Raw genomic sequence first — 22,132 nt, 5'->3', positions numbered from 1 at the left:
AATAAAGAATTTAATAATGAATTTAAAGAAACGATTTTTTCTAATCTTATTGGCAGGAGCAGCAATCATTCCGGCTACAGCGCAGAAACTGTTACTTCCTGAATGGCAAAGTCAATATGCGGTAGGACTAAATAAAGTCGCTCCTCATACGTATGTATGGCCTTATACCAATGTTTCTGATATAGAAAAGCCCGGAGGATATGAACAGTCTCCGTATTATATGAGTCTGAATGGAAAATGGAAATTCCATTGGGTAAAGAATCCGGATAATCGTCCGAAAGAATTTTATCAACCTTCCTACTATACCGGAGGATGGGCAGATATTAATGTGCCCGGTAATTGGGAACGTCAGGGATATGGTACGGCTATCTATGTTAATGAGACATATGAGTTTGACGATAAAATGTTTAACTTCAAAAAAACTCCTCCTTTAGTACCTTCTGTGGAGAACGAAGTCGGTTCGTATCGTCGTACGTTTACAACTCCTGCAGATTGGAAAGGACGTCGGGTAGTACTTTGTTGTGAAGGAGTGGTTTCCTTCTATTATGTGTGGGTGAATGGTAAATTACTAGGGTATAATCAAGGATCTAAGACGGCAGCCGAATGGGACATTACCGACGTGTTGAACGAAGGCGAGAATGTAATAGCCTTAGAAGTCTATCGCTGGAGTTCCGGTTCTTATCTGGAATGTCAGGATATGTGGCGGCTGAGTGGAATAGAGCGGGATGTATATCTTTACAGCACTCCCAAACAGTATATTGCCGATTATAAAGTAGATGCTTCATTGGATAAAGACAAATATAAGGATGGTATCTTTGGGCTGGAAGTAACTGTAGAAGGTACTGCTACTGCCATCACTTCTGTGGCTTATACATTGAAAGATGTTTCTGGAAAACCAATCTTGCAAGATGCTATCGACATAAAATCCCGTGGATTGAGCAATTTTATTGTTTTTGATGAAAAGAGGATACCGGAGGTAAATGTCTGGAGTGCAGAGTATCCCAATCTCTATACTTTAGTTCTGGAACTGAAAGATGCTCAAGGAAAAGTTACCGAACTGACAGGATGTGAAGTCGGATTCCGTACTTCGGAGATCAATGACGGGCGTTTCTGTGTCAATGGCGTTCCGGTGTTGGTGAAAGGCACGAACCGTCATGAACATTCCCAGTTGGGACGTACGGTAAGCAAGGAACTGATGGTGCAGGATATTAAGTTGATGAAGCAGCATAATATAAACCTGGTTCGTAATTCGCATTATCCTACCCATCCGTATTGGTATCAGCTTTGCAACCGTTATGGATTGTATATGATTGACGAAGCGAATATTGAATCTCATGGAATGGGTTACGGACCTGCTTCCCTGGCTAAGGATAGCACTTGGCTGACAGCTCATATGGACCGTACACAACGGATGTATGAGCGTTCCAAAAACCATCCTGCCATTGTCATATGGTCATTGGGAAATGAAGCGGGAAACGGTATCAACTTTGAACGTACTTATGATTGGTTGAAGTCTGTAGATAAGACTCGTCCTGTACAATATGAGCGTGCCGAATTAAATTATAATACGGATATCTATTGCCGTATGTATCGTAGTGTAGATGAAATTAAAGCCTATGTAGCGAAGAAAGACATTGATCGTCCTTTTATTCTTTGTGAATATCTGCACGCTATGGGAAATAGCTGTGGGGGATTAAAAGAGTATTGGGATGTATTCGAAAATGAACCGATGGCGCAAGGCGGTAATGTGTGGGATTGGGTGGATCAGTCTTTCCGTGAGATAGACGAGAATGGTAAATGGTATTGGACATACGGAGGTGATTACGGGCCGGAAGGTATTCCTAGTTTTGGTAATTTTTGTTGCAACGGATTGGTGAATGCCGACCGTGAACCACATCCGCACTTACTTGAAGTGAAGAAGGTATATCAGAATATAAAAGCAACTTTGTTGAATTCGAAGAATTTGAAACTTCGTATTAAGAATTGGTATGATTTCTCTAACCTGAATGAATATATATTCCATTGGAATGTGACAACCGATCGTGGTGAGCGAGTGGCAGAAGGCATGAATCCCCTTAATTGTGAACCTCATGCGACGATAGACGTAACGCTTGGCAATGTGAAACTTCCGGATATAGCTCGTGAGGCCTATCTCAATGTGAGTTGGACGAGGAAGAATGCTTCTCCAATGATTGATGAGGCTTGGGAAGTAGCTTATGATCAGTTTGTACTTCCCGGTAATAGGAATACTGCAACTTACTGTCCGGAGAAATCCGGAGAAACGGCATTTGCAATAGATAAAACAACAGGAGCCTTGTCTTCTCTTACTTTAGAGGGGAAAGAATTGTTAGCTACTCCAGTTACATTAAGTCTATTCCGTCCGGCTACAGATAATGATAATCGGGATAAAAACGGAGCCCGTCTGTGGCGTAATGCCGGGTTGGATCATCTGACTCAGAAGGTTGTTTCATTAAAAGAAGGAAAGAATTCGACTACGGCACAAGTAGAAATACTCAATGCTAAAGGACAACTACTTGGACAAGCAGAATTTATCTATGCGCTGGATAAGAACGGAGCAGTAAAAGTCCGTACCACTTTCCAACCGGATACCACCATTGTGAAGTCTATGGCACGTTTGGGACTTACCTTCCGGATGAACGAAACGTTCAATGATCTTTCTTATCTGGGGCGTGGCGATAATGAGACTTATATAGACCGTAACCAATCAGGGATAATTGGCTTGTATCAAACGACTCCCGAACGGATGTTCCATTATTACGTTACTCCCCAATCAACGGGCAACCGGACAGATGTTCGTTGGGCTAAATTGACAGATCAATCAGGCGAAGGACTATTTTTTGAATCAAATTTGCCTTTTCAAATGAGTATAATACCGTTTTCAGATGTATTATTACAAAAGGCACGTCATATTAATGAACTGGAGCGGGATGGAATGGTTACCGTGCACTTAGATGCCGAACAAGCAGGAGTGGGTACTGCCACTTGCGGGCCGGGCGTTTTGCCACAGTATCTGGTGCCGTTGAAAAAACAGAGTTTCGAATTTACACTTTGTCCGGTGAAACAAATTTTGAATAAATAAAAGTATCAAATATATATTTTGAGATGATGAATAAACTGCTGATTTCCCTTTTCCTGTCCTCTGCCATAGTGTTAAGCGGTCAGGCACAGAAGAAAGAAAACTATTATGTGAAGCATATCGAATTTCCCCCGTATGCTACCCTTGAGCAGAAAGTAGATTTGGCTGCCAGGCTAGCCCCCACTCCCCAACAATATGCCTGGCAACAAATGGAACTGACTGCATTTCTTCACTTCGGTATCAATACCTTTACCGGACGTGAATGGGGGGACGGAAAGGAAAATCCGGCACTTTTTAATCCTTCCGGATTAGATGCGGGGCAGTGGGTACGTAGTCTTAAAGACGCCGGATTTAAAATGGTGATTCTGACGGCAAAACATCATGATGGATTTTGCCTTTGGCCTACAGCTACCACAAAACATTCCGTAGCTTCATCTTCTTGGAAAAATGGTCGGGGAGATGTAGTGAAAGAGCTTCGGGAGGCATGCGATAAATATGGCATGAAGTTCGGAGTCTACCTGTCTCCGTGGGATAGGAATGCCGAGTGTTATGGAGATTCTCCTCGTTATAATGAATTCTTCGTCCAGCAACTGACGGAGTTGCTGACCAATTATGGGGAAGTACATGAAGTCTGGTTTGACGGTGCAAATGGAGAAGGGCCAAATGGAAAGAAACAGGTTTATGATTGGGATATATTCTACAAGACGATACAGCGATTACAGCCGAAAGCAGTGATGGCCATTATGGGAGATGATGTCCGTTGGGTAGGTAATGAAAAAGGTCTGGGGCGTGAGACTGAATGGAGTGCCACCGTATTAGCTCCGGGAATTTACGGACGTTCGGATGAAAGTAATAACCGTTTGGGTATATCTAGCCTTTCAAAAGACTTGGGAAGCCGTGATATGATTGAGAAAGCGACTGAATTATTCTGGTATCCTTCGGAAGTAGACGTTTCTATTCGTCCGGGATGGTTTTATCATACTGAGGAAGACAGTAAAGTGAAATCACTGAAACAATTGACAGATATTTATTTTCAATCGGTTGGCTATAATTCAGTGCTTTTACTGAATATCCCTCCTGATCGCAGAGGGTTGATTCATGAAGCAGATGTGAAACGTTTAATGGAATTTGCAGCTTACCGTAAAAATGTATTTTCCGATAACAGGGTGAAGAAAGGACGAAAATATTGGGATGCGGCTTCGGGAAGTGAAAAGATATATGCTTTGAAACCGGGATCGGAGATTAATATAGTAATGATTCGGGAAGATATAACAAAAGGTCAGCGGGTGGAAGCTTTTACGGTGGAGGCGCTGACGGATAATGGCTGGAAAGAAATAGGGAAGGGGACAACAGTTGGCTATAAACGTTTGTTGCGTTTCCCAACTATAAAAGCCGGCCAATTACGGGTCAGAATAGACAAGTGCCGGCTAAAGGCAAATATCAGTCAGGTTGCTGCTTATAATGCAGAACCGCTTCAGGAAGGAGTTCAGGGGGAAGACTGGAATACACTGCCTCGTTCGGAATGGAAAATGTTGTCAGTTTCTCCATTGACGATTGATTTAGGTCAGGAGGTTACCCTTTCTGCTTTTACATATGCTCCTCTGAAAGCAGAAGCAAAACCGTCAATGGCTTTCCGCTATAAGTTTTATGTGAGCATCGACGGAAAGAAATGGCAGGAAGTGTCAGCTAACGGTGAATTTAGTAATATAATGAATAATCCATTGCCGCAAACTGTTTCTTTCGGAAAGAAGATTCCCGCACGTTTTATCAGGTTGGAATCTACTACGCCGACTTCTACTGCCGCTAAAGTTGAGATGAATGAAATAGGAGTGACAATTATCAAATGACGATATGAAAAAGGAAATGTATGGGGTATTGCCATTGGCATTGACTTCTTGTCTGGTTTCTCAGGCAACAGCACAGGAGAATCAAATGAATCGTCCGAATGTGGTTTTTATTTATGCGGATGATATTGGCTATGGAGATTTGAGTTGTAACGGAGCGAAAACAATTCATACTCCAAATGTAGAACGTCTTGCTGCTATGGGGATACGTTTTACGAATGCACATAGCGCCGCCGCTACGAGTACACCCTCCCGTTATGCAATGCTGACAGGTGAATATGCTTGGAGAAGGGCAGGGACAGGAATTGCGGATGGTGATGCAGCTTCTATTATCCGTCCGGAACGTTATACTATGGCAGATATGTTTAAGGATGCCGACTATCATACAGGAGTAGTGGGTAAATGGCATCTGGGTCTGGGAGACAAAGGAGGTGAACAGGATTGGAACAAACCGTTGAAACCCGGAACTAATGATATCGGTTTTGAGTATTCATTTATTATGGCAGCCACCGGCGATCGTGTACCTTGTGTGTTTGTGGAAAATGATCAGGTGATTAATCTGGATCCGAATGATCCTGTTCAAGTGAGTTATCAAAAGAATTTTCCCGGTGAACCTACTGGAAAAGATGATCCGGATTTGTTGAAAATGCACCCTTCTCATGGACACAATCAGAGTATTGTGAATGGAATTTCCCGTATTGGATATATGAAAGGTGGAAAGTCGGCTCTCTGGCAGGATGATAAGATAGCAGAAACATTGACTGGTAAAGCAGTTTCCTTTATTGAAGGGCATAAAGATGCACCTTTCTTCTTGTATTTTGCCACACAGGATGCACATGTTCCCCGTGTGCCGGGTGCACAATTTGCAGGTAAGAGTGGAATGGGACCTCGTGGTGATTGTTTACTCGAATTTGACTGGTCGGTAGGTGAAATACTGAATACGTTGGAACGTTTGGGATTGGACAATAATACTTTGGTGATACTTTCGAGTGATAATGGTCCGGTGGTAGACGATGGATACAAAGATCAAGCTGTGGAGCTGTTGGGAGATCATAAGCCGGGAGGTGTTTATCGTGGTGGAAAGTATAGTGCTTATGAAGCAGGTACACGGGTCCCTTGTATCTGGAGTTGGAAGAATGTCATTCGCCCGGGAATTGTTTCGGATGCATTGCTTTGCCAGATAGACTGGTTTGCAACATTGGCAGATATATTGAATACTCATTTGCCTGAAGGTGCGGCACCGGACAGTGAGTCCATGTTGAAGTCTTGGACAGGTAAACAGAAGAAAGGCCGGGAATGGCTTGTGCTTCAGAATGCACAGAATAATCTTTCGGTGACGGATGGTGTGTGGAAATATCTTCGTCCCGGAAAAGGTCCGGTATATAATAAACAAGTGAACATTGAGTTAGGAAATAGCCCGGAACCACAACTCTATGATTTGAGGAAAGATCCGGCAGAAAAGAATAACTTGGCAGAAGAGAAACATAAATTAGTTAAGAAGATGGCGGAACAGTTGGAAAAGATTGTAGATGACCGCTACGGCCTGCCACTATAGAGAAGAAATGCTTAGAGAGTAGCAGTGGGACTGGTAGTTTCGATTATTGAATCGGCTATCAGCCCTTTTTTTCTAAACTAAATTGTAATTTGCCTGTTATTCTATCTAAAAAGATGGAACTTATGCTAGTAGTCGATTTAGGAAAATGGATGAATAAAATCCTGATAGATTGGGGGATGGAACCGAACATAGCGAATCGGTTTGATGAAACGATAATTGCCATATTGATGGTTGCGATTGCTATTGGATTGAACTATCTCTGTCAGGCGATTTTTGTAGGAGGAATGCGACAATATACTCGTCGCAAACCACACGTATGGAATACGTTGTTAATGAAGCGAAGAGTGTTTCACAATCTGATTCATACGATTCCTGCATTTTTGATTTATGCTTTACTACCTATGGCTTTTATTCGCGGGAAGGAGTTGTTGCTTATTTCTCAGAAGGCTTGTACTGTTTATATTATTTTTTCCTTGTTGTTGGCCATTAATGGTATATTATTAATGATAATGGATATTTATGACGGGAAGGAGTCTATGAAAGATCGACCTATGAAAGGATTTATCCAAGTGTTGCAAGTTATTCTTTTCTTTGTTGGCGGAATCGTCATCATTGCTATTATTGTGAATAGATCACCTGCAAGTTTGTTTGCTGGTCTGGGAGCTTCGGCAGCTATTTTGATGTTGGTGTTTAAAGATTCCATTCTGGGATTTGTTGCGGGGATTCAACTTTCTGCCAATGATATGATTCGTCCGGGAGATTGGGTTACACTTCCTTCAGGTGATGCAAATGGTATTGTGAAAGAAATTTCACTCAATACAGTCAAGATTCAGAATTTTGACAATACAATTTCTACGATTCCTCCATATACGTTGATAAGCGGGTCTTTTCAGAATTGGCGCGGAATGGTGCAATCCGGTGGTCGCCGGGTGATGAAGAATATTACGTTGGATCTGACAACTCTTCAATTCTGTACTCCGGAAATGTTAGATCGTTATCGAAAAGAAATTCCTTTAATGGCAGATTATCAACCGGATCAAGGAGTGGTTCCTACTAATTCACAGGTATATCGAGTATACATAGAAAGATATTTATGTAGTCTTCCCATTGTGAATCAAGATTTAGATCTGATAATCAGTCAGAAGGAGGCTACCATGTACGGAGTGCCTATACAAGTATATTTCTTTTCGAGAAATAAGGTATGGAAAGAATATGAACGAATTCAGTCGGATATATTCGATCACCTATTTGCAATGGTACCGAAGTTTGATTTGAAAGTTTATCAATATTCGGAATAGTATTTCCGACTTTTTCACTACATCATTAACTTTTTTGTTGTTACGTCTCCTCCTCTTATGTAGTTGAAAAAAGTAATTTTATCTGCATACTGTTAATGGTCTGTTTATCAGCTGTTAATATACTCAATGATAGCTATTAATACCCTACATGACAGCTATTAATACTCTACCTGATAGCTATTAATCCTCTACATGACAGCTATTAATAGTCTATATTTCGACTATTAGTAGTCTGTTTCCGGGTCAAATATTAGTTCAAAATCGCTATAAATAGGGAGATGATCACTGATTCCTCCTTGATATTTCATGCCTTTATAGGTACGGAATGGTTCATCGTCGCCATATTTTTTATCTTTGGTGAGAAGGAATGGAGCTCGGAAAACCTGAGCTTTTTCTTCACTGGTATAAAAATTGCTTTCTTTATTTAATAGAGTACCCGATACGATCAAGTGATCAAGTAATCCCCATTCTCCGTGATATTTGTAGGAACCAAAATCACGTGACTTTGCTTTACGGGCAAGAAGGTGATAAAGTTTTTGTGGCGAAATGGATGGCATTGAGAAGGCGGAAGAACTATTTGATGTAACAGTGTCCACGGAGTTTATCGGAGGTTCTTGTGCGCTTAATACTTCCCGGATAGATTTATTTGTGGGATAGTCATTGAAGTCTCCCATAATAATCAGTTGTGGATGCTGACGGGTAAATAAAATACTATCTGCCGCTGTCTGCAGAATTTGTGCAGTGTGGAGACGGTATGGCTCAGATTCTTTTGCTCCACCGGAACGTGATGGAAAATGACAGACAATAACATCTAAAGTATCTCCCGTTAATAATAGACCACTGACATGGAGCAAATCTCTTGTGGGACGATGTTGTCGGAAGGGAGGAATGGTTATAGATTGGTAAGATATGAGTTTGAAAACATCACGTTGATAGAGTAGAGCTACGTCTATACCTCGTTGATCGGGGGAGTGAGTTACAACATAGCGATAGCCTAATTTCTTTAGAGGAGAACGTCGGGTGAGGTCACGTAATACAGAGTCATTTTCTATCTCACAAAGTCCTACTAAAGCGGGAGGGGTCCATTCGCCGACTGCTGTGATTACTCGTGCGATATCAACGAGTTTCTTTTGGTATCTGTTGTAGTTCCAGTGGCGGATGGCGTCAGGAAGAAATTCGTAATCGTTCTTTAAAGTATCATGCTGAATATCGAACAAGTTTTCTAAATTCCATTCCATCACTCGGAAAGAGATGTGAGGTCTAGTAATAACAGGTGTTTTTTGTGTTTGTCCCCAAGCATGGAACACAATTAAAAAGGACATACCCAAAAAGATTATGGCAATAGCTAATCTTTTCTTGCTATCGCCATAATCCTCTTTATGTGAAATTATTTGTCTGTCATTTCTTTGCCGGGACATGTGCCAGAATATCTAACAGATGCTTCCAGAATTTCTCTACAGTAGGAATCAGCATCCGTTCGTCCGGTGAATGTACACCGGTAAGGGTCGGACCGAAAGAAACCATATCCAAAGTCGGATATTTATCGAGGAACAGGCCGCATTCCAAACCGGCATGGATAGCTTTAACCTTGGCATCCACCCCGAACAGTCGTTTGTATGACTCAGTTGCAACTTCCAGAATGACTGAGTGTGGATTCGGTTTCCAACCTGGATATCCTTCACCAAAGGTGACAGTAGCATCCGCCAGTTGGAAAACTGCACGCACCGTATTCGCCATATCATTACGGGCTGACAAAATAGAACTGCGTTGGCTGGTTTCAATACGGATAATATTATCAGGTTTCATTTTAACAGAAGCGAGGTTAGTAGAAGTTTCTACCAAGCCCGGAATATCCTGACTCATGGCATATACTCCGTGAGGAGCAGCATATAATGCTTTCAACAGGCGGTTCATCGTATCTTGGTCGATCGCTGTTTTACGAGGAATCTCTGATTCAAGTACTAGTTTCAAGTCCGGTTCGATAACGGCAAGCTCATTTTCTATTTCGCTGGTGAAGATATTCAGTTCAGTACGAACATCATGCTTCGCATTTTCGGGAACAGCGCAGATAGCATATGCTTCGCGGGCGATAGCATTGCGCAAGTTGCCTCCATTAATCTCACAAAGATACAAATCCTGTCTGGCAGCCATGCGGCTGAGGAAGCGGTTCAATATCTTATTAGCGTTACCTCTTCCTAGATGAATATCAGCACCGGAATGTCCACCTTTCAGGCCTTTTACTTCTACTTTGAAGAAAAAATATCCTACAGGAACTTCTACTTCTTTATATTTAAATTCCGCCACAGAATCAATACCTCCGGCACATCCGATAAAGATTTCTCCTTCGTCTTCTGAGTCAAGGTTCAACAAAATATCACCGCTCATAAATCCTTCTTGTAGAGCGAAAGCCCCGGTCAGCCCAGTTTCTTCATCTACAGTAAAGAGGCATTCCAGTGGTCCGTGTTCAATACTGTCATCGGTCAGAATGGCAAGTTCTGTAGCCACTCCAATACCGTTGTCAGCTCCAAGAGTTGTTCCTTTTGCCTTCAACCATTCACCATCTATTTCTGTTTCAATAGGATCAGTGAGGAAATCATGTTTAACATCGTTGTTCTTTTCGCATACCATGTCGATATGTGACTGTAATACGACTGTTTGGAGGTGTTCTTTTCCCCGAGTAGCAGGTTTCTTGATCAATACGTTACCTGCTTCGTCTACTTTTGTTTCCAGGTTATGTTTTGCTCCGAATGCCTTCAGGTAGGCAATCATTTTCTCTTCCTTCTTTGAAGGGCGCGGCACTTGACAGATTTCTTCGAAATACTTGAATACGCCAGCCGGCTTTAAATCTTTTTTTTCCATGCTATTTATTTTATAATAGGAATAGAGGGATCGTTTTCAGTCCTTTCTATTGCTAAATATGGTTAATTTGATTGACTTATCTGAACTCATATCTCATTAAAGCCTATCTTTGCATCCACAAAATTAATAGAAATGGTTGAGACTGTACTGATAACTTTGTTAATAGTTGCTATTTCCCTTTTATTATTAGGGGTGAAAGTATTCTTTACGAAGGGTGGGAAGTTCCCGAATGGTCATGTAAGCGGCAATAAAGCATTGCGGAAAAAAGGAATAGGTTGTGCGCAGTCACAAGATCGTGAAGCACAAAAGAAACCGCGTTTTTCTATTGATAAATTGGAAAAAGCCTTAAACGATAGTATGAACTAATTAATTAAAAACAATATTTATAGTTATGAATAGAATGAACTACCTCATGAACGGTTTAGCTGCTCTTGCGTTTATCGTTTTATTTTCACAATGCACCGGCAAAACTGATAATCAAACTGCTACAGCTCCAACTCAGACGGCTAATGCCGAACTTTCAGGAATGAAGATTGCTTATGTTGAAATAGATACATTGCTGTCTAAATATAATTTTTGTATTGATTTAAATGAAGCGATGGTAAAGAAGAGCGAAAACGTTCGCTTGACATTGACTGAAAAAAGCAATGCTTTGAGAAAAGACCAACAGGAATGGCAGAAAAAGTATGAGAATAATGCTTTCCTTTCACCGGAGAGAGCTCAACAAGAATATAACCGCCTTGCTAAAATGGAGCAAGATTTACAAGAACTTAGTAACAAACTTCAAAATGGTTTGATGGAAGAGAATAATAAAAACAGTTTGTTATTCCGCGACTCTATCAATGCTTTCTTGAAAGAATATAATAAGACACATCGTTATAATTTGATTTTCAGCAATACAGGTTTTGATAACTTGCTTTATGCTGATAGCGCTTTCAATATCACAAAAGAAATAGTAGACGGATTGAATGCCAGATATTCAGCTCCGGCTAAGAAATAAAATAATTTATATAGCCTCCTTTCTCTAAAAAGAGGAAGGAGTTTTTTTTCTTGATTTTTCTTATATTTGTGTATGTATGCCTGTTTAAGACTGTGAAGTCATAATAGGCTTTTTTTATTACCTTTCTTTCTCTTCTTCCTGAGGAATTCGAAAAGCAGTGTAGAGTTCTAAAATAGCTCCTATAGTAAGACAAGCGATCCATTCATTTCCACGGGTCGTAAACATAAAAGCACCCGTCAGGATTAATGCCAGTGCACCGAATATCTGTTGGATACGCAATCGCTTGAGGGTTTTGCTTTTTCCCTTAACCGGAGTATTTACTTGTGCCAATGCAACAAATCCGGCTCCGATGGTATAAATATAAGGAGCATAATTCCAACCGGTAATATAAATAGCAGCTCCGGCGAGAGCCATAATGGCTCCTACAACAAAAAAGGCAGGTACTAATTGCTTCATTGATTTTCTTCAAAAACGTAAATATCTTCGTTGGGTTTTTTCATCAGATACTTTTCACGGGCGATTTGCTCAATGGCATCCGGATTAGAATTTAGTTCGTTGAGGCGTTTGGTGTTCTCTTCGTAATCTATCCGGTATTTCTCAATCTCTTCTTTCAGTTGGCTGATTTCACGTTCATATCCAAAACGACGGATCAGACTGTTTTCGTCCAGAAAGCCAATAATGACAGCAAATGTACCAATAGTAATCAAATACTTGTGGCTGCATATAAAATTCCAGATAGTGATGAGTTTGCCCATAATTTCTCTTTTTATATCTGCAAAGATAAAACTAATAACTTAAAAACTTATCGCTTTGGGTTCAAAACTTCTCTATCTAACATTTATTACTTATCACTTTTTTATGTACTTTTGCACTGAAAGCGATAATAGGTCGTACGTGCATTGCCCAAGAATGCTTTAATCAGCCTTATTCGCGTTATTTTTCAGAAACTCAAAAACAGAGAGAATCCCGGATATGGAAAACTATATTGTATCAGCCCGTAAATATCGTCCGTCCACATTTGAATCAGTAGTAGGGCAGCGGGCGCTGACTACCACACTGAAAAATGCAATTGCTACTCAGAAATTGGCCCATGCTTATTTATTTTGCGGACCGCGAGGAGTGGGAAAAACGACTTGTGCTCGTATTTTCGCCAAGACAATAAATTGTATGACACCTACCGCTGACGGTGAGGCATGTAATGAGTGTGAGTCTTGTGTTGCTTTCAATGAACAACGCTCCTATAATATACACGAACTTGATGCTGCTTCCAATAATTCGGTAGATGATATTCGTCAGTTGGTTGAACAAGTACGTATTCCGCCCCAGATCGGTAAGTATAAAGTATATATTATCGATGAGGTACATATGCTTTCAGCTTCTGCTTTCAATGCCTTTCTGAAGACATTGGAAGAGCCACCCCGCCATGCTATTTTTATTCTTGCTACCACAGAAAAACATAAGATTCTTCCTACTATTCTTTCCCGTTGTCAGATTTATGATTTCAATCGGATCAGTGTCGAAGATACAGTAGAACATTTGTCGTATGTTGCTTCAAAGGAGCGGATTACAGCAGAGCCGGAAGCTTTGAATGTGATTGCTTTGAAAGCCGATGGAGGGATGCGTGATGCATTATCTATTTTCGACCAGGTAGTCAGTTTTACCGGAGGGAATATCACTTATAAAAGCGTGATTGAGAATCTCAATGTGTTGGATTATGACTATTACTTCCGTCTGACAGATTATTTTCTGGAAAATAAAGTGAGTGATGCATTGTTACTTTTTAATGATGTGCTGAATAAAGGATTTGACGGAAGTCATTTCATTACAGGACTCTCTTCTCATCTACGGGATTTGTTGGTAAGTAAAGATACTGCTACTATTTCACTGTTAGAAGTGGGGGCTAGTATACGTCAGCACTATCAGGAACAGGCTCAAAAATGTTCGTTGCCTTTCTTGTACCGTGCGATGAAGTTGTGTAATGATTGTGATTTGAATTATCGTACCAGTAAGAACAAGCGTTTGCTGGTTGAATTGACTTTGATACAAGTTGCACAACTTACCACCGAGGGGGATGATGTGATTGGTGGGCGTAGCCCTAAAAAGACTCTTAACCCCGTATTTACTCAACCTGCCGTTGTACAGCAACCACGGGTTGTTAGTGCATCTCCTGCTCAACAAAATGTAGTTCATTCCGCTCAATCGCCGGTTGCAACACAAGTTCCTGTCAATGCTGCTGTTGTGCCACAAACACACGCGTCTACAGCCACATCTGCAAACCCGATGACGTCTGTTTCTACTTCCGGTTCTCAAGGGGCAGGAGCTTCTCCTGCAATTAGAGAGGAAAAGAAGATTCCCGTGATGAAGATGTCGAGTCTGGGGGTATCTATCAAGCGTCCGCAACGGGAGCAGGTCGCTCAAAATTCGACTACAACACCTACTGCTAATATTCAGGTGCAACCCGAGGAAGATTTGATATTCAACGATCGGGATTTGAATTACTATTGGCAGGAATATGCCGGACAGTTGCCTAAAGAGCAAGTGGCTATCGCTAAGCGTATGCAGGGGCTTCGTCCCGTGCTAATAGGGAATTCCACGTCATTTGAAGTAGTAGTTGATAATGAGATTGCTGCTAAGGATTTTACAGCTCTGATTCCAAAAATGCAAGATTATCTTCGCAAACGGCTGAAGAATAGCAAAGTGCAGATGACGGTACGGGTTAGTGCGCCAACAGAAACAGTTCGTGCCGTAGGGCGCGTTGAGAAGTTCCAGTTGATGGCGCAGAAGAATGAGGCATTGATGCAATTAAAAGATGAGTTCGGATTGGAACTTTATTGATATCAGGAGTTATGAGATGATCGCTTCTGCTCTCGCACGCTCTATTTCTGATACACTTTGTTTTTAAAGTATGCTATTTTTTATTGTTTAATTGTTCATTCATGCGATCTTCATATCCTTCACTAGGTCTTTTTTCAGGCATAACAATCCATAGAATAACATATATAATTACTCCGGCAAAAGCGGTGAAGAATGTTGCTAATATATAGACTATCCTTAATAAAGTGATATCCCAGCCAAAATATTCAGCAATTCCGCTACATACCCCTGCAATCATTCTATTGGAAGAACGGGTTAATTTTTTATTTTCCATAAGTAGTATATTTCTAGGTTGTCTTATTGAAATTCTTTTCAGTATATGCAATTATTTTACTAATTAAATTCTTTTTAAATAGCCGGTATAATTAGCTCATTCTTAAATTGGAAAACAAAGTCGCTGTTTAAGTCTGGATACTGGTTATTGAGAAATACCTAATTACAAAAAAATCCTTGTAAGTACTTTGACTTATAAGGATTCTTTTTTGGGGTGGAAGACCGGGCTCGAACCGGCGACATTCAGAACCACAATCTGACGCTCTAACCAACTGAACTACATCCACCATGTTTGCATTTCTCTAATGCGGTGCAAAGATAGATATAATCTTTAAATCTCCAAAAGATTCTACTATTTTTTTTCGTAAAAAGTATATTCTTTTATTCCCTGATTGTACTTACTGAAGAGGTTTCGCGCATCATTCGTGAAGATTTTCAAGGAGTTACGTGTATTGATAGGAATGGAATTCGTAGGTATATTGACAGGGTACAATTGATGATTCTTTTTTCCGGATTGTGTGGGACGGGCTGTCCATACTAAACTATATTCGCAGCTATTGAGACGAACAGTACTGTCTTTCACTAATTCCATCCTGACCATTAATCCTCCGTCAGTACGACGGGCGGACATATTAGAAATATAATTACCCAATGAGTAAACAATAAGGTGGCTTTTGCTAGTAAGGCTATCTTTACGTACTTCTATGGGTTGTACGACGTGTGGATGTGAGCCGATGATATGATCCACACCTTTTAGGATCATCCAATCGGCAAGGAATTTCTGCTCTTTATTAGGAAGTGACTGATATTCTTCTCCCCAATGCATACAGGCGATGATTGCATCCGGATGCAAGGTTTTGCAAGTTTCAATATCTTTGGCAATAATAACAGTATCGATATAATTAACGATATTAGGTGGCGTTACTGGAATTCCATTCGTTCCGTAGGTATAATTAAGCAGTGCGATGCGAAAACCATTTTTCTCTAATACAAGTGGATACTTCTCTGCTCGTTCTTCAGCATTTATATACGTACCCGCATGAGGGATATCCAGAGAATCAATAAGGTGTATAGTACGTTCCAATCCTTTTTGTCTACGATCGAGACTATGATTATTTGCAGTAACAAGAACATTGAAACCTGCTTCATGAATCGCTGTAAGATATTCGTCGGGAGCACTGAAAGCGGGATAGCCTTTATAGGGCTTACCTCCTAAAGTAACTTCCAGATTGGCTATGGCAAAATGAGCTCTGCGTATCTCTTCTTTGACATATTCGAAATACGAGGAGTAATCATATCCTTTCAAACCTTTAGCAGCATATGCTGCGTTTATCTGTCCCTGATGTTGCATGAGGTCTCCAACGAAAAGTAGTCGGAGCGTGTCAGCGGGTGATATACTGTCAGAAAGAGAAAGACTATCCAGTGGAATATTGCCGGATTCTCTCTTTGCCTGCGACTGTGAGGTGCAGGACAAAGAGAGTAATATGATCATTAGAAACCAAGTCTGTTTCATTGATAAATAGCCTTCTTTCCTGCTAGAAGCGTATTCTTCATGAGTGATACGATTGTCATCGGACCCACTCCACCCGGAACGGGAGTAATGTAAGAACATTTGGGTGCCACTTCATCGAATTTTACATCACCGGTTAGTTTGAAACCGGACTTTTTGGTAGCATCCGGAACACGAGTTGTACCTACGTCGATTACTACTGCACCTTCTTTAACCATCTCTTCTTTTACAAAGTTTGGTTGCCCTAAAGCAGCAATGATAATATCAGCTTCGCGGCATTCTTTTACCAGATCTTTACTGCGGCTGTGACACACTGTTACAGTAGCATCGCCCGGGTATGCTTTTTGCATCATTAATGCCGCCATTGGTTTACCCACAATATTACTGCGTCCAAGTACAACACATTTCTTACCGGAAGTTTCTATTTCATAACGCTTCAACAGTTCGAGGATACCGTTAGGAGTAGCCGATACATAGCAGGGAAGACCGATAGACATACGTCCTACGTTGATAGGATGAAAGCCGTCTACATCTTTACGATAATCAATCGTTTCAATCACTTTCTGTTCAGAGATATGTTTGGGCAGCGGAAGCTGTACGATAAATCCGTCTACATCGTCATCTTCGTTCAGTTCGCGTACTTTTGCCAACAATTCTTCTTCGGTTACATCACTTTCGTAGCGGATGAGTGAAGATTTGAATCCACATACTTCGCAAGCTTTTACTTTTGCAGCTACATACGTCTCGCTACCACCGTCGTGTCCTACGAGAATGGCTGCCAGATGTGGGCGTTTACCACCACGAGCTACGATCTCTGCTACTTCGGCTGCAATCTCTTGTTTTACTTGTTCGGAAATGGCTTTTCCGTCTATTAATGTCATATTTTTAATTTATAATGGTTTTAAAACTTCTTTCACTTTGACTTTAATGCCGTCTCCACGCAAGTTTCGTGCGATAATTGTACCGTCCGGACCAAATAACATGATTTGTGGAATGTAACTAAATCCGTATAACTCATAAGGCTGAGAACCTGTTTCAAAGAGTTGAGGCCATATTACATTTAGTTCCTTGATTGCCTTTTTGGTACTGACAGACCCTTCATTAACAGCCACACCAACCACCTCCAGTTCTTTATTACCAAATTGCTTATAAATTTCAGCAATAATAGGTATTTCTACTCGGCAACCACCACAGCTTCTTGACCAAAAAGAAACTAAAGTATATTTTCCTTTACCGACAAAATTCGATAATTTGAGAGGTTCTCCGTTTGCGTCTTTTCCTTCGAAATCGACAAACATTTTTCCTTCCGAAGTCTGTTTCAGTTTCTCGAGCTGTTTAACTATATTCTGTATGCTTGGGAGTGACATTATATATGGACCTGCCTGAGCAATTATGAGTGCCGTTTCATCAGGAGATAATTCTTTTGAGAGTTGAGTGATGGTGTAAGCTCCAAGTACATCATTCTTATGTTGTTTAAAGACTTCTTGATATTGAGGGATGATAGTTTCGCGTATTTTCGTGATAAGTTCTTTCTCCAGCTTTGCCCTTGTATAGCTGTCAGCGGATTCTTTCTGTATCTGCTTCTGTTGTTCATAAGCATCAAATGATAGACTATCTATGGAAGTCTTTAGATTGGCGAATTCATTATTTAGCGGAGTTCCCAAGGCTGGATTCACTATTGGCAGGCCGGAAGTTGTATGAGTCTTTTCGAGATCTAGAATGATCGTCCCTTTTTCTATTATGCAAATGCCATAATGCTTTCCAGCATAAACTTTTGCCAAAAAAGGAGTTTCTACTTCTCCGGTAAATTGGAATTTTCCATTTAAAACTTTAGCACTGTTTATTTTCTCTGAATTTTCATAATTCAACATAAAGATCGTTTCTCCTTGCATCGTAGAGTCTGACAGGAGACCTTTAACAATGTATGTTGCTACCTTTTGCTGTGCGTAACAGAAACAGGCAAAAATGACGATTAAACTTAATGAAAAAGTACGTTTCATATGCATTATTCTTTTGATAATGGACAAAAATAGAATATTTTGTCGAACCCGGCAATCTTTCGGACATAAAAAAAGAGGAAGCCTAAACTCCCTCTTTATATAATCATTTCTTTTTTATTTTAATCTCAGTGATCACATCCGGATGACGAACAGCATAGTGAGCAGCTTTCTGAGCAATAAGCGCTTCTTCCTCACTGACATCTTTCGGTCTGAATTTTTTCCCAACAGCCTTTTGTTTTGTTATTTTCTCAAGCCAGGTACAAGCTGCCGTATAACGTCCAAGTCCAAGGCTGAGATGATAACCGTCACGATTAAAATTATCTCCTATCATGCTTGAACGCCCATTCTGTATAGCTGTTCCGGCAGGAATGATCATGCAAAATTCCTTATGCTGTTTCTTTGATAGATTAGTAGCTTCTACTATTTTCTTAAACATCTGCAACTGATCCTTGCCATATTTGTGGAATCCTCTATGATCGGAACTTTGCGAGTAAGCCCAAGTCCGGTGTAGTGCATATTTCACTTTGGGGTTACGTGCATACTGTTTTACGTATTCCAGCAACTGGGTCAGCCAAGGTTCATAGGTTGCATAATCACCGCTATCCTGACTTGCTTGTTGAAAGGTTATATAATCCCATTCTTCATCTTGAATACATTCCAATAATGTTTTTCTTTGGTTAGTATTCTTGCCGCCAACTATTTTATGGTATTTAAAATTCGCTTTGTTTTGCTCAGCCACTTTCCAATGTGATTCGAAACCTTGTCCAGCCCGATAAGCATTACCGATAACCAAACTGTCACCCCCTTCTGCAGCTAATTCGTATAGATATTGCTCTATGGCGTCAGCCGAAAAACTGTTGCCAATAGCAAGTATCTTTATTATTTTGGCTTGGGCAGAAAAGGATACTGACAGACATATTATTAAAAATAAGATCTGTTTCTTCATTGTTTGATTCTCTGTTTTAACTTAATCTTATTTGATGAAAGTCTATCGTTTCATTTTAGGCATCATCTTGCCCATTTTACTGCTAGTTACCATCTTCATCATTTTACGAGTCTGGTCAAACTGTTTTAGCAAACGATTTACTTCCTGAATAGTTGTTCCACTACCTTTAGCAATACGAGTACGGCGTGAACCGTTCAGGATTTCAGGATTAGAACGTTCTGCGGGAGTCATTGAATGAATAATCGCTTCAATACTCTTGAAAGCGTTATCATCAATATCAATATCTTTAATGGCTTTACCTACCCCCGGAATCATGGAAGCGAGGTCTTTCAGGTTACCCATTTTCTTGATTTGGGCAATCTGGCTGAGGAAGTCGTTGAAGTCGAACTGATTCTTGGCAATCTTCTTCTGCAATCGTTTTGCTTCTTCTTCGTCATATTGTTCCTGAGCACGTTCTACCAAAGACACGATATCACCCATACCGAGGATACGGTCAGCCATACGTGCCGGGTGGAATTGGTCGATTGCATCTAGCTTTTCACCGGTTCCAACGAATTTGATTGGTTTATTGACTACCGAACGGATAGAAAGAGCCGCACCACCACGGGTATCACCATCAAGTTTGGTCAATACCACACCGTTGAAGTCCAGACGCTCATTAAATTCTTTAGCTGTGTTTACAGCATCCTGGCCTGTCATAGAGTCTACTACAAACAAGATTTCGTTCGGATTGATCGCTTTCTTGATAGCAGCAATTTCGTTCATCATCTGTTCGTCTACTGCCAGACGACCGGCTGTATCGACGATGACAAGGTCATATCCTTTGGCTTTGGCTTCTTGAATAGCGTGTTGAGCGATTTCTACCGGATTTTTACTGTCCAGTTCGCAGTACATCGGTACTTCAATCTGCTCAGCCAATACGCGCAACTGTTCGATAGCTGCCGGACGGTAAACGTCACAGGCAACCAGTAACGGTTTACGATTCTTCTTCGTTTTCAGCATACGTGCCAATTTACCCGAGAAGGTAGTCTTACCTGAACCTTGCAGACCTGACATCAAGATTACTGCCGGACGGGCATCAATGTCTATTTCGGCAGTTTCTCCACCCATCAACTGAGTAAGTTCGTCATGTACGATTTTTACCATCAACTGGCTTGGCTTCACAGCCGTAAGTACGTTCTGGCCGATGGCTTTTTCCTTCACTGTATCAGTGAAGTTCTTGGCAACTTTATAGTTTACGTCGGCATCAAGTAGCGCTTTACGTACATCTTTCAGCGTTTCCGCTACGTTGATTTCGGTGATTTGTCCTTCACCTTTCAGAATCTTAAATGACCGTTCTAGTCTCTCACTTAAATTGTCGAACATATTTATTTTTATTACTAATTACTAAATTAAGGCTGCAAATTTACAAAAATCTCTCATATTTATATCTTTTTATTCTGCCATTTTGCTTTTTTGAGGTAAATATAACTCGTTACCAACAGTAAGGTATAGTACACTATTTCAATTGTAAAACAGATTTCGATAGGAGCTTTCAGCCACATACCGATAAAAATAATGTATGAACCATAGATGGCAATTGTAATTGTTTCGAGCAATAAGGCAGCTTGTGTATTTCCTGTACCCGAGATTCCGTTGAATGCAATATTTGCTACCGACGCAATAAGCATGGCACTGCAAATAACGTAAACCGAAGGTACTGATTCTGCAATTAATGCCGCTTCACTGGTGTAAATGGAAAGTAGGAACTGTGGGAATAATACTGATAAGATAACCAATCCCAACATGATAAAGAATGAGAAGCGGGCTATTTTTTTTATAAGTGGTATCACATACTGGATACCTCCTGCACCGATGGCATTGCTGACTAAACTATTGGTAGTTGTAGCTAATGCATTGACCGGAATTAATAGTACAATGTAAATGCTTCGTACGATGTTGGCGATTGCCAATTCTCTTTGTCCCAACCGTTCTACGGCAACAAAGAAGATAAACCAGGTAGCCATTGAAAGGAAGTATTGAAGCATGGTAAAACAAGAAATGCTGAGGATACGCATCAGTAAAGACAAGTCGAAAGTGCGTAAACGATTCATTCCATATTTTTTCAGATCAACAGTAATATAAGTATAAATAAGGAAGAAAAGGATAGAAGAGGCTTCTGCCAATACCGAAGCGATGGCAGCTCCTTTTATTCCCATTTCGGGCAGACCGAGATTTCCAAAAATTAACCCATAGTCTAGCACAACGTTGGTTAATGCCATAACGATAGCATTAATGGTCAGTACTTTGGTGCGTGTGATACCTATGTATAAAGCCCGGAACATAACATTGATAAAGGAGAAAAAGAATCCGTAAATACGCCAGTCCAGAAACTCCATTGTTCCTTTATAAATGGCTTCGGAAGATACTAACAAACGCATGATATTCCCACCAAAGGCTTTTGTGAAACTAAACAGGAGCAATGCCATGAGTAACATAAATATGACTCCCTGAATCATCACCGGACCAACATCGGTATAACGTCCTTCACCATTGCGTCGGGCAATGACGATCTGTGATCCGATACTGAAACCGAATGCAATTGTAAATATGCATATATAGAATAATCCGGCCATCGCAGAAGCTCCCAGGGCCACTTCTCCTACGTGCCCAAGGAATGCTGTATCGGTGACATTAATGACATTTTGTGCCAGCAAGCTGAGTAAAATGGGGTAACTGACACTCCAAATCTGTTTGTTGGTGTACATAATTAAGTGTTTAAGTTTGCATTTTGCAAAGATAGCGCTTTATTCTGAAATCTCTATCGCTGTGAAGACACAAGTACATATGTTAAATGTAATATTGTCTTTTTATATTATTGCTAGATGTAGTGAAGC

18 protein-coding genes and 1 tRNA gene are annotated in these 22,132 nt (G+C 40.6%); 7 read left to right on the top strand and 12 right to left on the bottom strand.

Going from position 1 to position 22,132, the window contains the following annotated elements; translation table 11 throughout:
- Positions 1 to 16: 16 nt before the first annotated feature.
- The 4 genes from PHO71_RS10070 to PHO71_RS10055 all read left to right on the top strand — a co-directional run bounded on the left by PHO71_RS10070 (position 17) and on the right by PHO71_RS10055 (position 7,794).
- A complete protein-coding gene (locus tag PHO71_RS10070; RefSeq protein ID WP_300202559.1) occupies positions 17 to 3,100 on the top strand; it encodes a glycoside hydrolase family 2 TIM barrel-domain containing protein in 3,084 nt (1,027 codons plus the stop codon).
- Positions 3,101 to 3,126: 26 nt separating this feature from the next.
- On the top strand, positions 3,127 to 4,944 hold the full coding sequence (locus tag PHO71_RS10065; RefSeq protein WP_300202723.1) for an alpha-L-fucosidase: 1,818 nt from the start codon (positions 3,127 to 3,129) through the stop codon (positions 4,942 to 4,944).
- A 4-nt stretch (positions 4,945 to 4,948) separates the two neighbouring features.
- Complete coding sequence (locus tag PHO71_RS10060) at positions 4,949 to 6,496, top strand: sulfatase-like hydrolase/transferase (RefSeq protein WP_300202557.1); 1,548 nt, start codon at positions 4,949 to 4,951, stop codon at positions 6,494 to 6,496.
- A 122-nt stretch (positions 6,497 to 6,618) separates the two neighbouring features.
- Positions 6,619 to 7,794, top strand: a complete 1,176-nt coding sequence (locus PHO71_RS10055) for a mechanosensitive ion channel domain-containing protein (protein ID WP_300202720.1) — start codon at positions 6,619 to 6,621, stop codon at positions 7,792 to 7,794.
- Positions 7,795 to 8,018: 224 nt separating this feature from the next.
- On the opposite strand, the gene PHO71_RS10050 is transcribed toward PHO71_RS10055, so the two are convergent.
- Together PHO71_RS10050 and PHO71_RS10045 are read right to left on the bottom strand one after the other, a co-directional pair.
- The gene (locus PHO71_RS10050) at positions 8,019 to 9,212 is read right to left on the bottom strand and encodes an endonuclease/exonuclease/phosphatase family protein (protein ID WP_300202554.1); all 1,194 of its coding nucleotides are present in this window, start codon (positions 9,210 to 9,212) and stop codon (positions 8,019 to 8,021) included.
- Positions 9,193 to 10,653, bottom strand: a complete 1,461-nt coding sequence (locus tag PHO71_RS10045) for an aminoacyl-histidine dipeptidase (protein ID WP_300202551.1) — start codon at positions 10,651 to 10,653, stop codon at positions 9,193 to 9,195. Before PHO71_RS10045 ends, PHO71_RS10050 begins: the two co-directional genes overlap by 20 nt.
- Before the next feature lie 132 nt (positions 10,654 to 10,785).
- Here PHO71_RS10045 and PHO71_RS10040 point away from each other — a divergent pair, with 132 nt between their 5' ends.
- Together PHO71_RS10040 and PHO71_RS10035 are read left to right on the top strand one after the other, a co-directional pair.
- Entirely contained in the window at positions 10,786 to 11,019 is a 234-nt protein-coding gene (locus PHO71_RS10040) for a hypothetical protein (protein ID WP_300202548.1), read from the top strand.
- Between the two features lie 25 nt (positions 11,020 to 11,044).
- Positions 11,045 to 11,653 carry an OmpH family outer membrane protein gene (locus PHO71_RS10035; RefSeq protein WP_300202546.1) on the top strand — a complete coding sequence of 203 codons (609 nt, stop codon included), beginning with the start codon at positions 11,045 to 11,047 and terminating at the stop codon, positions 11,651 to 11,653.
- A gap of 117 nt (positions 11,654 to 11,770) precedes the next feature.
- Here PHO71_RS10035 and PHO71_RS10030 read toward each other — a convergent pair whose 3' ends face one another.
- The gene (locus tag PHO71_RS10030; RefSeq protein WP_300202543.1) at positions 11,771 to 12,109 is read right to left on the bottom strand and encodes a hypothetical protein; all 339 of its coding nucleotides are present in this window, start codon (positions 12,107 to 12,109) and stop codon (positions 11,771 to 11,773) included.
- Entirely contained in the window at positions 12,106 to 12,408 is a 303-nt protein-coding gene (locus tag PHO71_RS10025) for a septum formation initiator family protein (RefSeq protein ID WP_300202540.1), read from the bottom strand. Before PHO71_RS10025 ends, PHO71_RS10030 begins: the two co-directional genes overlap by 4 nt.
- Positions 12,409 to 12,625: 217 nt before the next feature.
- On the opposite strand from PHO71_RS10025, the gene PHO71_RS10020 reads away from it, so the two are divergent.
- Complete coding sequence (locus PHO71_RS10020; protein ID WP_300202537.1) at positions 12,626 to 14,488, top strand: DNA polymerase III subunit gamma/tau; 1,863 nt, start codon at positions 12,626 to 12,628, stop codon at positions 14,486 to 14,488.
- Between the two features lie 73 nt (positions 14,489 to 14,561).
- Here PHO71_RS10020 and PHO71_RS10015 read toward each other — a convergent pair whose 3' ends face one another.
- The 8 genes from PHO71_RS10015 to PHO71_RS09980 all read right to left on the bottom strand — a co-directional run bounded on the left by PHO71_RS10015 (position 14,562) and on the right by PHO71_RS09980 (position 22,003).
- Positions 14,562 to 14,801, bottom strand: coding sequence for a PspC domain-containing protein (locus PHO71_RS10015; RefSeq protein WP_300202534.1), 240 nt, complete (start codon positions 14,799 to 14,801; stop codon positions 14,562 to 14,564).
- 209 nt (positions 14,802 to 15,010) lie between these two features.
- Positions 15,011 to 15,087: transfer RNA gene (locus PHO71_RS10010), tRNA-His, on the bottom strand.
- 65 nt (positions 15,088 to 15,152) lie between these two features.
- The gene (locus PHO71_RS10005) at positions 15,153 to 16,313 is read right to left on the bottom strand and encodes a CapA family protein (RefSeq protein ID WP_300202531.1); all 1,161 of its coding nucleotides are present in this window, start codon (positions 16,311 to 16,313) and stop codon (positions 15,153 to 15,155) included.
- A complete protein-coding gene (folD, locus tag PHO71_RS10000) occupies positions 16,310 to 17,191 on the bottom strand; it encodes a bifunctional methylenetetrahydrofolate dehydrogenase/methenyltetrahydrofolate cyclohydrolase FolD (RefSeq protein WP_300202529.1) in 882 nt (293 codons plus the stop codon). Before folD ends, PHO71_RS10005 begins: the two co-directional genes overlap by 4 nt.
- Before the next feature lie 9 nt (positions 17,192 to 17,200).
- Positions 17,201 to 18,310, bottom strand: a complete 1,110-nt coding sequence (locus PHO71_RS09995) for a TlpA disulfide reductase family protein (RefSeq protein ID WP_300202526.1) — start codon at positions 18,308 to 18,310, stop codon at positions 17,201 to 17,203.
- A 103-nt stretch (positions 18,311 to 18,413) separates the two neighbouring features.
- Positions 18,414 to 19,256 (bottom strand): DUF4886 domain-containing protein, encoded by an 843-nt coding sequence (locus tag PHO71_RS09990; RefSeq protein ID WP_300202523.1) that lies wholly within the window; start codon positions 19,254 to 19,256, stop codon positions 18,414 to 18,416.
- 42 nt (positions 19,257 to 19,298) lie between these two features.
- Positions 19,299 to 20,621 carry a signal recognition particle protein gene (gene ffh, locus PHO71_RS09985; RefSeq protein WP_300202521.1) on the bottom strand — a complete coding sequence of 441 codons (1,323 nt, stop codon included), beginning with the start codon at positions 20,619 to 20,621 and terminating at the stop codon, positions 19,299 to 19,301.
- Between the two features lie 59 nt (positions 20,622 to 20,680).
- Complete coding sequence (locus PHO71_RS09980) at positions 20,681 to 22,003, bottom strand: MATE family efflux transporter (RefSeq protein ID WP_300202518.1); 1,323 nt, start codon at positions 22,001 to 22,003, stop codon at positions 20,681 to 20,683.
- Between the last annotated feature and the right edge of the window lie 129 nt (positions 22,004 to 22,132).

Source organism: Bacteroides sp. (assembly GCF_028690125.1).
In the GTDB taxonomy this organism is placed as follows: domain Bacteria; phylum Bacteroidota; class Bacteroidia; order Bacteroidales; family Bacteroidaceae; genus Bacteroides.
The sequence above is the reverse complement of the archived record's forward strand: the minus strand, read 5'-3'. Positions and strand labels throughout refer to the sequence as shown.

Excerpts from the sequence above, each read along its gene's own strand:
- PHO71_RS10070 (WP_300202559.1), top strand. The coding sequence starts at position 17 with ATGAATTTAAAGAAACGATTTTTTCTAATCTTATTGGCAGGAGCAGCA.
- PHO71_RS10065 (WP_300202723.1), top strand. The coding sequence starts at position 3,127 with ATGAATAAACTGCTGATTTCCCTTTTCCTGTCCTCTGCCATAGTGTTA.
- PHO71_RS10060 (WP_300202557.1), top strand. The coding sequence starts at position 4,949 with ATGAAAAAGGAAATGTATGGGGTATTGCCATTGGCATTGACTTCTTGT.
- PHO71_RS10055 (WP_300202720.1), top strand. The coding sequence starts at position 6,619 with ATGCTAGTAGTCGATTTAGGAAAATGGATGAATAAAATCCTGATAGAT.
- PHO71_RS10050 (WP_300202554.1), bottom strand. The coding sequence starts at position 9,212 with ATGTCCCGGCAAAGAAATGACAGACAAATAATTTCACATAAAGAGGAT.
- PHO71_RS10045 (WP_300202551.1), bottom strand. The coding sequence starts at position 10,653 with ATGGAAAAAAAAGATTTAAAGCCGGCTGGCGTATTCAAGTATTTCGAA.
- PHO71_RS10040 (WP_300202548.1), top strand. The coding sequence starts at position 10,786 with ATGGTTGAGACTGTACTGATAACTTTGTTAATAGTTGCTATTTCCCTT.
- PHO71_RS10035 (WP_300202546.1), top strand. The coding sequence starts at position 11,045 with ATGAATAGAATGAACTACCTCATGAACGGTTTAGCTGCTCTTGCGTTT.
- PHO71_RS10030 (WP_300202543.1), bottom strand. The coding sequence starts at position 12,109 with ATGAAGCAATTAGTACCTGCCTTTTTTGTTGTAGGAGCCATTATGGCT.
- PHO71_RS10025 (WP_300202540.1), bottom strand. The coding sequence starts at position 12,408 with ATGGGCAAACTCATCACTATCTGGAATTTTATATGCAGCCACAAGTAT.
- PHO71_RS10020 (WP_300202537.1), top strand. The coding sequence starts at position 12,626 with ATGGAAAACTATATTGTATCAGCCCGTAAATATCGTCCGTCCACATTT.
- PHO71_RS10015 (WP_300202534.1), bottom strand. The coding sequence starts at position 14,801 with ATGGAAAATAAAAAATTAACCCGTTCTTCCAATAGAATGATTGCAGGG.
- PHO71_RS10005 (WP_300202531.1), bottom strand. The coding sequence starts at position 16,313 with ATGAAACAGACTTGGTTTCTAATGATCATATTACTCTCTTTGTCCTGC.
- folD (WP_300202529.1), bottom strand. The coding sequence starts at position 17,191 with ATGACATTAATAGACGGAAAAGCCATTTCCGAACAAGTAAAACAAGAG.
- PHO71_RS09995 (WP_300202526.1), bottom strand. The coding sequence starts at position 18,310 with ATGAAACGTACTTTTTCATTAAGTTTAATCGTCATTTTTGCCTGTTTC.
- PHO71_RS09990 (WP_300202523.1), bottom strand. The coding sequence starts at position 19,256 with ATGAAGAAACAGATCTTATTTTTAATAATATGTCTGTCAGTATCCTTT.
- ffh (WP_300202521.1), bottom strand. The coding sequence starts at position 20,621 with ATGTTCGACAATTTAAGTGAGAGACTAGAACGGTCATTTAAGATTCTG.
- PHO71_RS09980 (WP_300202518.1), bottom strand. The coding sequence starts at position 22,003 with ATGTACACCAACAAACAGATTTGGAGTGTCAGTTACCCCATTTTACTC.